General features: G+C 74.7%; 6 protein-coding genes. 2 read left to right on the plus strand and 4 right to left on the minus strand.

Features of this window, described 5'->3' with window-relative positions; genetic code table 11:
• Nucleotides 1–66: 66 nt before the first annotated feature.
• Both FLV34_RS03520 and FLV34_RS03525 read right to left on the minus strand, forming a co-directional pair.
• Nucleotides 67–3,576 carry an AAA family ATPase gene (locus FLV34_RS03520; RefSeq protein WP_147942351.1) on the minus strand — a complete coding sequence of 1,170 codons (3,510 nt, stop codon included), beginning with the start codon at nt 3,574–3,576 and terminating at the stop codon, nt 67–69.
• 115 nt (nt 3,577–3,691) lie between these two features.
• Nucleotides 3,692–4,792 carry an exonuclease SbcCD subunit D gene (locus tag FLV34_RS03525; RefSeq protein WP_142645364.1) on the minus strand — a complete coding sequence of 367 codons (1,101 nt, stop codon included), beginning with the start codon at nt 4,790–4,792 and terminating at the stop codon, nt 3,692–3,694.
• Between the two features lie 127 nt (nt 4,793–4,919).
• On the opposite strand from FLV34_RS03525, the gene FLV34_RS03530 reads away from it, so the two are divergent.
• Nucleotides 4,920–6,425, plus strand: coding sequence for a S9 family peptidase (locus tag FLV34_RS03530; protein ID WP_147942352.1), 1,506 nt, complete (start codon nt 4,920–4,922; stop codon nt 6,423–6,425).
• A 99-nt stretch (nt 6,426–6,524) separates the two neighbouring features.
• Entirely contained in the window at nt 6,525–8,051 is a 1,527-nt protein-coding gene (locus FLV34_RS03535) for an LCP family protein (RefSeq protein WP_142645366.1), read from the plus strand.
• Nucleotides 8,052–8,094: 43 nt separating this feature from the next.
• On the opposite strand, the gene FLV34_RS03540 is transcribed toward FLV34_RS03535, so the two are convergent.
• Nucleotides 8,095–9,090 carry an enolase C-terminal domain-like protein gene (locus FLV34_RS03540; protein ID WP_147942353.1) on the minus strand — a complete coding sequence of 332 codons (996 nt, stop codon included), beginning with the start codon at nt 9,088–9,090 and terminating at the stop codon, nt 8,095–8,097.
• A 107-nt stretch (nt 9,091–9,197) separates the two neighbouring features.
• A complete protein-coding gene (locus tag FLV34_RS03545) occupies nt 9,198–10,553 on the minus strand; it encodes an MFS transporter (protein WP_261985641.1) in 1,356 nt (451 codons plus the stop codon).
• Nucleotides 10,554–10,555: the final 2 nt, after the last annotated feature.

Genomic DNA, 10,555 nt, shown 5'->3' on the forward strand with positions numbered 1-10,555 from the left:
CGGGCAGGGCTTCTCGGGCAGGACTTCTCGGGCAGGACTTCTCGGGCAGGACTTCTTGGACAGGGCTCAGTGGTGCGAGAGGGTGGAACCGGAGCGGCCCTTGACCACGCGGAGCTGCGCGGGGATGCGCACCCGGAGCTCGGCGACGTGGCTGACCACGCCGACTGCCCGGCCGCCCTCGCGCAGGCCGTCGAGGATGTCGAGCACGTCGTCGAGCGTCTCGTCGTCGAGCGTGCCGAAGCCCTCGTCGACGAAGAGGGTGCCGATCTCGGCCCCGCCCGCCTCGTCGGTCACCACGTCGGCCAGGCCCAGCGCCAGGGCGAGCGAGGTGATGAAGCTCTCGCCGCCGGAGAGCGTGGCCGGGTCGCGTTCCACACCGGTCCAGGCGTCGAGCACGCGCAGGCCCAGCCCGCCGCCCGACCGGCCCCGGTCGCCCGCGGACCGGTTCAGGTCGTGCCGCAGCAGATAGCGCCCGCCCGACATGTGGTCGAGCCGCTCGTTCGCGGCGTCGACGACCTGGCGGAGGCGCTCGCCCAGCACGTACGCCGACAGCCTCATGTGCCACCGGTTGTCGCCGGACGTGCCGGTCGCCAGCTCGGCGAGCCGGCGCGCCAGGCGGTGCCGTTCCTCTGCGGGCCGGTAGGCGCGCAGCGCGGCGTCCAGTTCGGCGGCGAGCCCCGTGAGCTGGTCGAGCCTGGCCTTCGCCCGGTCGTGCGCCGAGGTGCGGGCGGTGTGGTCGCGCTCGGCGCGCTCGTGACCGGCTTCCAGCTCCGGCAGGTCGGCGGGGGGCTCGGCCGCCGCCGCGACCAGTTCGGGATCGGCGAGCAGCCCTTCGACCGTGGCCCGTTCGGCGTCCAGGTGTCCCAGCCGCTCGGACATCGCCTCCCGTTCCTCCGGCGTGCGCACGGCGGCCGAGGCGTGCTCCACGCTCGCGAACCCCTCCGCGCGGGCGGCCCTGGCCGCCTCGGCCAGCGCGGTCTCGCTCTCGCGATCGGCGGCGGCCGCCGTGGCCGCAGCCTCGGCGGCCTCCCTGAGCAGATCCGCCTCCTCACGCAGCCGGTCGAGGCGGGCGGCGAGCGAGGGATCCTCGCCCCGGGCGGCGTCGATCACCTCGGCCAGCCTGCGCTCGCCGGCCTCCAGCCCGTCCCGGTGCGCGCGGGCCTCGGCGAGCGCCGCACCGGTGCGCGCGGCCCGCGCGCCCAGCTCCTCCAGCTCGGCCGCGAGCCGGGCGGCCTGGGCGGCCAGTTCCTCTTCGGCGGCGGCCAGGGAACGGGCGCGTTCCAGCTCCGCCTCCGCCGTCGCGAGGTCGCCCTCCAGCCCGGCGGCGAGCCGCTCTCCCTCCGCGAGCAGCGCGTCCCGCCTGGTCCTGGTCTCGGTCAGCAGCCCGGTCAGCTCGGCCGCCCGGTCGCGGGCCGACTCCAGCTCCGCCGCGAGCCGCCCGGCCTCCGCTTCGGCCGCCGCGACCGCCGTCTCGGCCGCGCGCAGCCGCGCCAGCTCGTCGCGGGCGTCGGCGAGGGCGGCGGACGCGTCGTCCTGGGACAGGCCCCCCGCACGCGCCGCGGCGTCGCCGAGCCGCGACGAGAGCGCGGCGACGGTCGTCTCCGCCTCCTCGCGCGCCCGCTGGGCGGCCTCGAACGCCTCCTGCGCCGCCTGCTCGTCGTCCGCGGTCGCGGCCCGTGCGGCGGGCGCGGCGGGGCCGGGGTGTTCGGTGGCGCCGCAGACGGCGCAGGGCGCCCCGGGCACGAGCCCGGCCGCCAGCTCGGCGGCCATCCCGTCGATCCTCGCCTGGCGGACCTCCTGCAGCCGGTCGCGACGCTCCTGGGCCAGGTCGACGGCGGCGCGCCGGTCGTGCTCGGCCTCCTCCAGCTGGGCGGTCAGGGCGTCGCGCAGCCGCGCGGCCTCCAGCCGGTCCCCCGCCATCTGCGCGGCGGCCTCCAGCGCGGGGACGCGCGCGGCCATGTCGCGCAGGCCCCTGAGCCGCTCCTCGGCCCCGGCCAGCAGCTCCGGCAGCTCCGCCTGCGCGGCCCGGGCCCGCGCCTCGTCATCGGCGAGCCGGGCCAGTTCCGCGTCCAGCCGCGCGGCCTGCCCGGTGACCTCCCGCAGGCGCAGCGCGGCGTCCCTGACGGCCGTCAGGCCCGGCAGGCTCGCCGCCGCCGCACGCGCCCCGGCGAGCCGTTCCTCGACGTCGAGCCGCTCGGCCGGCAGGGCCGCCAGCCGCCGCGTCAGCTCCGCCTCCTGCTCGGTCAGCTCCGCCAGCGCGCGTTCGGCGTCGGCGCGCTCGCCTCGCACCTGCCGCAGGCGCTCCTCCTCCGGGAGGATCTGGCTCACCCGGGCGATCTCGTCGCGCCGCTCCCGCTCCAGCACGGCCAGCCGCTCCGGATCCGGCAGCTCGGTCTCGATTCGCTCCGTGTCGATTCGCTCGGTCTCGATTCGTTCCGTGTCGATTCGTTCCGTGTCGAGCCGCACGGCACCTTGCCGCGTGGCCTCCCGCCGGTCCGCGTCCGGTTCCCCGTCGGGCTCCGGACCGAGGCCGGGGAGCACGCGGAGCACGGCGTCGGCGGCCACCCACCGCGCCTTGGCGGCGGTCTCCGTCCGCTGGACGGCCTGCCGGATCAGCGGCGCCACCCGGTCGGCGCGGGCGGCCTCGTCGAGCATCGCCTCCAGGTCCGACCGCTCGTCCGCCGCCGCGTCGAGCTCCTGCCGCCGGGCGAGTGCGGCGGCGTGCCTGCGCTGCCGGTCGGCCAGGGCACGGCCCTCCTCCAGCCGGGCACGGGCCGACAGCAGCGCCTCCTGACTGGCCGCGCGGGCCGTGACCGCGTCGGCGAGCGCGCCGCGGGCGAGGCCGAGCGTCTCCCCCGCCCAGGCCGCGGGATCGCCGGCCTCCTCGGGCAGCGGCAGGTCGTCGCCCGCCGCGCCGCGCATGCGGTCGAGCACCGACTCGACCCGCTGGCCGAGCTCCTGCGCCTCCCGCCACGTGCGCGTGCGATGGTCGGCCAGCCACCGCTCCACGTCGCTGAACACCCGCACGGAGAAGAGCCGTTCCAGCAGCTCCCGTCGCTCCTCGCCGCCTGCCCGCAGGAACTTCGCGAACTCGCCCTGCGGCAGCATCGCGACCTGGCAGAACTGGGCCGCGGTCATGCCCGTCAGCGTGTTCACGAAGTCGCCGGCCTCGTCGCTGCGGGTGCTGCGCACGACCCACTGCCCGCCGGGCTCGGTCAGCTCCTCGACGCGGGCCTTGGCCTTCTCCTCGACCAGGCCGGAACCCCGCAGCTTCGGCCGCATCCAGGCGGGCGAACGGGTGATGCGCAGCCGCCTGCCCCGGATCGTCAGCTCCAGCGTGACCGACGGCCCGCGGTCGGGCGGCGCGTGGTCGCAGCGCAGGCTCCGGGCGCTCTCCCGCTGACCGGGCACCCTGCCGTACAGGGCGTAGCAGACGGCGTCGAGCACGGTCGTCTTGCCGGCGCCGGTCGGCCCGTGGATCAGGAACAGGCCCGCCTCGCCGAGCGCGTCGAAGTCGACCTCCTCGGTGCCGGGGAACGACCCGAACGCGACCATGCGCAGCCGATGCAGCCTCACCGGACCTCCTCGCTCGCCCGCGGGAAGCCCCCGCGTTCCCGAACCTCAACCCGCCCGGCGGACGACGGCCTCGCCCGCCCGGCCGCCGCGCCGTACCTCGCGGCGGGGCGGCCGTTCACGCGCTCTCCTTGATGCGGCACGCCTCGACCGCCTCCTGCAGCAGGCGCCGTTCGTCGTCGTCCGCGGGCTCGCCGCGAACCTCGCGGACGAAGTCGAGCGCCACCTCGATCTCGGCCCGGCCGGCGATCCTCGCCCGGGCCGCGGGCCCCTCGGACGCGCCGTCCGGCTGGAAGACGAGCGCCAGCGTGTGCGGGAAGCGCCGGCGCAGGCGCTCCATCGCCTCGCGCGGACGCACCGGGTCTGTGAGCGTCACCTGCAGCCAGTGGTCCTCGTAGCGCTCGAAGCGCCCGTCGGTAAGCAGGTCGTCGATGCGGCCCCGCACCGTGCTCACCGGCCGGGGCACCGGGGCGGGGACGAACTCCGTCAGACCCGAATCGAGGTCGGCCAGCCAGGAGCCCTTGGTATGGCCTGCCTCGGAGAAGGAGTAGGCGATCGGCGAGCCGCTGTAGCGGACCGTCTCGCTCATCACCTGACGGCCGTGCAGGTGCCCGAGCGCCGCGTAGTCGACCCCCGAGAACGCGCTCACCGGCACGTGCGCGACCCCGCCGACGCTGATGTCCCGCTCGCTGTCGCTGGCCTCTCCCCCGGTGACGAACGCGTGGGCGAGCACGACCTTGCGCGCCGCCGGGTGCGCCCGCACCCGGTCCATCGCGTACGTGATCGCGGCGGTGTGGCTGCGCTCGGCCAGCTCCCACGGCCCCTTGACCAGCTCGGGCTCCAGGTAGGGGATGCCGAAGAACGCCACGTCTTCGATCATCACCGGCTCCCAGGCCCTGGCGGGGTCGGTGCGCAGGTGCACCCGCTCCATGAGGTCGGCGCCGAATCCCAGCCGTACGGCGGAGTCGTGGTTGCCGCTGATGAGCACGGTGTGCACGCCGAGCGCCTTGAGCCTGGCCAGCGCCTCGTTGCACAGCGCGACCGCGTCGACGGGAGGCAGGGCGCGGTCGTAGACGTCGCCGGAGACCACGACGACGTCGACGTGCTCGGCACGCACGGTCTCGACCAGGTGGTCGACGTACGCCGCCTGGGCGCCGAGCAGGCTCTCCCGGTGGAACGACCGGCCGAGGTGCCAGTCGGAGCTGTGCAGGACACGCATGTCGCAGGAAGCTAACAGGTCCCTCCGACAAACGCGGCCCCAACGGCCCCTCTGGTGCATGACGCAAAGAAGGAGTAATGACTTAGCCTAGGTTCGGTATCACGAGTACGCATGGGGGAGCGGCCTCATGAACGTCGGCCGGGGCACTCTCGGAGTGATCGCCGGTGTGCTGATGGTGGCACTCGCCGCGGTCGGTCACTTGCTCTCCCCGCCGGCCTTCGACCCGCCACCTCTGTCCGCTTCGCCCCAGTTTCGCGACTTACCTCCCCAGCCCGCCGCGGAAGTGCGGCCGGTCGCCCGCACCGACAGGTTCCGCACCGAGACGCTCCTCGTGCCGGCGAAGAACGAGACGCTGAAGGCGACGATCAGGGCGCCCCTGTCCCCGGGACGCCATCCCGCGATGGTGTTCGTGCAGGGCTCGGGGTCGGGCGACGGCGGGGAGTTCACCCAGCAGGCCGAGTGGCTGGCCGGCGCGGGCATCGTCACGCTGGCGTACGACAAGCGGACGGTGGGCTACTCCTTCCGCAGCCGCGACTTCGGCCTGCTCGCCGACGACGCCCTGCGCATGCTGCGGGTGCTGCGCGCACGGCCCGACGTCGACCCGGCGCGCGCCGGCCTGTGGGGCGTCAGCGAGGGCGGCTGGGTCGTCCCGATCGCCGCCGCGCGTGATCCGCAGGCCGCGTTCGTGGTGCTGGTCTCCTCCCCGAACGTCTCACCGCTGCGCCAGGTCGCCTGGGCGCTGAACGAGCAGTTGCTGCGCCTGCACGCGCCGACCGGCGTACGCGACCTGCTCACCCGGGCGATGGGCGGGGTCGGCTTCGACTTCCTGCGGTACGACGGGGTGCCCGCCCTGCGCGGGATCACCCAGCCCGTCCTGGCGTTGTACGGCACCGACGACCCGTCCATCCCCTTCGTGGAGAGCACCGAGACGCTCACCGCCGCCCTGACCGAGGGCGGCAACACCGACTACACGATCCGCTTCCTCGCCGGGGCCGACCACGCCATGCGGATCCACGGCGGGCCGTACGTCCCGGACTACCTGCCCACGCTCGCCAACTGGATGAAGGACCTGCCGCGTACGGCCAAGCCCTCGGTGGCGATCGCGGGGGCGACGCCGGTGCAGCGTTTCGAGGCCGCCGACGTGCCTGCCGCGCCGTGGTGGGGCAACAGCACGATCCTGTGGCTCACGCTCTGCCTGGCCGCGGTCGGCTACGTCGCGGCGCCGGTCACCGAGATGGTCGTCCGGCTGCGCGGGCGCGACCTGCGGCTGCAGGCCAGGATGGAGGCCACCGTGCAACTGTGGCCGGCCCTCCGGCGGCGGCTGCGCAGGATGGCCTGGACCGGCCTCGGGGAGCTCGCCGCGGTCCTGGCGTTCATCACGCTCATCGTGCTGTTCTCGGTCAACCAGGCCGGCGCCTGGCCCGCCGTACAGGCCGGGTGGCTGGTCGTGCGCCTGCTCGCCCTCCTGATGCTCGTGCAGACGGTCACGACGTTCGCGGCGGTGACCGGCGGCCTGCGGGACGGCTGGGAGCCGACGCCCTGGCAGAAGAGCGTCCTCGCCGGTGTGCTCGGCGGGACCGCGCTGCTGCTGCTGACCGCCGCCTACTACGGGCTGTTCGACTTCCCCTGGTAGGCCGGCCTCAAGGTCGAGTCCCGGTCAAATGCCGGTATGGACTGTTCCCGCTCGTGCCGCCGACGGGTTTTCCGGGGCCCGTGTCGCTTCAATTGACGCGTGGTCACCCCTGATCTCGCACCCCGGAACGGCGCCCGGCCGTCGACGCGTCGCGGCCGCCCGGCGTCCGCGGCCACCGCCCTCATCGGCTGGGTGGCGCTGTCGGCGGTGCTGCCCGGGGCGGCGCACCTGCGCGCGGGCCGGTGGCGCACCGGGCTGCTCCTGCTCGGCGGCTACCTGACCGTGGTCGTCGCCGTCGTGTGCGTGGCCCTCGGCGCGGACGCCGGCCTCGCCGGACGCGCGCTCGGCTGGCTGGGCCAGATCTCGCTGGTGTTCGGGGCCTGTGCCGTCGCCTGGTTCTGGCTGGTCATCCGTTCGTACGTCGTCCTGCGGCCCGGCCGGCTGCCCCGCAGGGGGCAGGTCCTCACCGGCCTGGTCGCGGGCGTGCTCGCGGTCACCGTCGCGGTGCCGTTCGCGATCGCCGCCCGATATGCGCGCGTATCCGAGGAGACCCTCGACTCGCTGTTCGCCGCGCCGGCCGGGACCGGCCAGGCCGCCGGTGTCGTACGCCGGGAGGACCCGTGGGCGGGCCGCGACCGGGTCAACGTGCTCCTGCTCGGGGGCGACTGGGGCGACAACCGGATCGGGATGCGCACCGACAGCATCAACGTCGCGAGCGTGGACGTGCACACCGGCAACACCGTGCTGCTCGGCCTGCCGCGCAACCTGGAACACGTCCGGTTCCCCCCGGGCAGCGCCATGGCCGCCCGCTTCCCCTTCGGCTTCCAGCTCCCGGAGTATCACCCCGGCTGGCGAGAGGACCTGCTGTTCTCGGTGTGGCAGTACGCCGACGACCATCCCGAGCTGTTCGGCGGGCGGCGGAACATGGGCGCCGAGGTCCTCAAGGAGACGGTCGGCCACATCCTCGGCCTGCGGATCGACTGGTACGCCCTGGTCAACATCTGGGGCTTCGCGAAGATGATCGACGCCCTCGGCGGGCTCGTGGTGTCGGTGGACCGCGACATCGTCTACGGCCTGCACGACGAGGGCGTCGTCAGGGCGGGCACCCGGCGGCTGAACGGCACCGAGGCGTTGTGGTACGCGCGCTCCCGCACCCTCAGTGACGACTTCGACCGGATGCACCGGCAGCGGTGCGTCCTCGGGGCCCTGCTCTCCCAGGCCGACCCGGCCACCGTGCTGACGCGGTTCACCGAGATCGCGGCGGCCACCCGCAGGCTGCTCAGCACCGACGTGCCCCGGCCCATGCTGGAACACCTGGTGCCGCTGGCCTGGAAGGTCAAGCACGCCGCGATCACCAGCCTGCAGTTCGTGCCGCCGCTGATCAACACCGCCTATCCCGACTGGGACCGGATCCGGCTGCTCACCGCCAAGGCGATCCACGCCTCCGAGCACGCCCAGGCCGGTCCGTCCGCCCCACCGTCCGGCGCCCCGTCCGCTCAGGGACGGCACCGGCATCGGCACCGGCACTCGCCGCCGCCCTCCCCCACGCCCGTGCTCTCGCCCGAGGGAACGCCGAGCCCGATCGACGACGGCTGCGGGGCGCCGAGCGCGGCGATGACGAGCTGAGCCGGGCTCTTCCGGCCGCGCCCGCCTCAGACAGGAGCGCGGGTCAGACGCGGAACGACGCGCGGGCCATGCGGCGCACCCGGTCCTCGTCCACCGTGTGCCCGAGACCCGGCTGGGTGAGCGGCACCGCGACGACCCCGCCGGACGCGCCGACGGGCGGGAGCACCACCTGCGCGCTCTTCGGCGGCTCTGCGACGTCGCTGGGCAGCGAGCAGCCGGGCAGGCTGGCGACGGCGACCGTCGCGGCCCGGGCCAGCCCCGCCCCGAGGCCGCCGGTGCAGACGATGTCCCACCCGGCCTCCACCGCACGGTCGTGCGCGAGCCGTACGGCGCCGAGCGAGCCGAACTTCGCGGGACGCAGCAGCAGCGCCCGGCCCGCGTTGAGGCTCACCGCCTCGTCGAGCTCGGCCACCGAGGCCACCTCGACGGCGACCTGGGCCGACACCCGGTCTTGCAGGTCGGCGCTGGTCAGCAGGTCCTTGAAGGGGCGCTCGATGGCCACCACCCCGTAGGCGTCCAGCGCCTCCAGCTGCGCGATCTCCGTGTAGGCGCCGCGCCCGTCCACCGCGATGGCCAGGCCGGGATAGGCGGCGCGCACGGCGCGCAGCGGCTCGACGTCCCAGCCGGGGTGGACGTCGAGGGTCACGTGCCCGTAGCCCGCGCACACGTGCCGGTTCACCCGGGCGACCATGCTCTCCAGGGAGCGGTCCGCCGACAGCCTGACGGTCGCGATCAGCGACGTGCGGCTGCCGCCGAGGGCGTGGGAGAGCGGGACGCCGTTCATGCGGCCCCACAGGTCCCAGCAGGCCATGTCTCCGGCCGCGCCGCCGGGGATCTCCCCCAGCTCCGACGGGTGCTCCCAGTCGATGCCGATGAGCGCGGGCAGGGCCCGCTCGAGCGGGCCGGCCTCGGCGGGATCGACGGCCTCGCCCCACCCGACCATGCCGCCGTAGTCCGTGATCTTCACCAGGACGGTCTCCGGACGCCTGCCGTACGGCAGGGTCATCCTGAAGACCTCCAGCTCCCGGACACGCGGCACTCGGATCCCCTCGCTTCTCCCCCCGGACCCGCCGAAGGCCGCCCCGGCGGCGCCTCGGTGGCGCTACGTCCGGCCGGCCTGCTCTACGGCGGGATATCCGGGATTCCCTAGACCTCCATGGTGCCCGGTTCGCGGCGGTGCTCGAAACGGCCGCCCACGAGAGTGGCCGTGCCCGCCATGACGACCAGCAGGCCGAGGCAGGTCACGTACACCCACGGACGGCTCCCGTACGCGGCGAAAACGGCCCCGGTGACCGCGACGGCGACGACGGAGAAGACCGACTCTCCGATGCTCAGCGACGAGCTGTTGCGGCCCTCCTCCCCCGGCGCGGACAGCTCCAGCACCAGCACCGACAACGTCGGGAAGATCATCCCGATGCCCAGGCCCGCCACGATCCAGCCCCCGAAGACCACGAGGGCCGGCGTGGCGGGGATCACGATCAAAGCGGTGACGCAGATGCCGGCGGCGATCAGGGTCGCGCCGAGGCGGATGGTCATCGCCCGCGCGTGGGGCCTGCGGCCCTGGATCCACGAGCCGAGCGACCAGGCGAGTGCCCCGCCGGTGAGCGCGAGCCCGGCCTCGGCCGTGTTCAGGTGCCGCTCCTGCACCAGCATCAGCGGGACGAACACCTCGGCGGCGAAGAACGCTCCGGCGGCCAGGCCGCGCAGCGCGATCACGGTGGGCAGCCCGCGGGCGGCGCGCAGCGTCCCCTTCGGCAGCAGCTTCGGCAGCGTCAGCGCGAGGATCGCCAGCCCGGCGACCGCGAGGACGATCCCCGCGCCCGCCGCGCCGCTGCCGTACTGCAGCAGCGCCGCGCCGATCGCGGCGCAGACGCCCCAGGCGAACCGGGGCAGAAAGGCCCGGCCCATCGCCTCCCTGGGCTGCCCCTCCCCGGCGGGCAGTCCCCGATACATGATCAGCGCGGCGGGGAGCGACAGCACCGCCACGCCCAGGAAGATCAGGCGCCAGCTCCAGGTCTCCGCCACGAAGCCGGTGACGGCCGGGCCGACCACGGACGGCAGCACCCACGCCGCGGCCAGCACGGAGAACACCCGCGGGTGCATGGCCGAGGGGTACGCCTGGGCGACCAGGACGTACAACGCCACGTTGAACAGACCACCGCCGAGCCCCTGGAGGAACCGGCCCACGAGGAAGACCTCCATGTCGGGCGCGAACCCGGACACCGCGAGCCCGGCGAGGACCCCCGCCACTCCCGTCCACAGGGCGGGGTACGGCCCCCGGGCGTCGCTCCAGCGTCCCCCCACCACCGTGGCGATGACGTTCGCCGCCATGCCGCCGCTGAACGCCAGGCCGTAGAGGTGGTAGCCGTTCAGCTCCCGGCCGATGAGCGGCATCGCGGTGGCCACCGCCAGATATTCGAACGCCACGAGCATGACGAGAGCCACGATCCCGACGCTCAGGGCACGGTAGCGCCGGCTGAAGACGGCGGCTGGAGCGGTCATTA

Origin of the sequence: Microbispora sp. CSR-4, assembly GCF_008033685.1 — a bacterium.
GTDB lineage: Bacteria > Actinomycetota > Actinomycetes > Streptosporangiales > Streptosporangiaceae > Microbispora.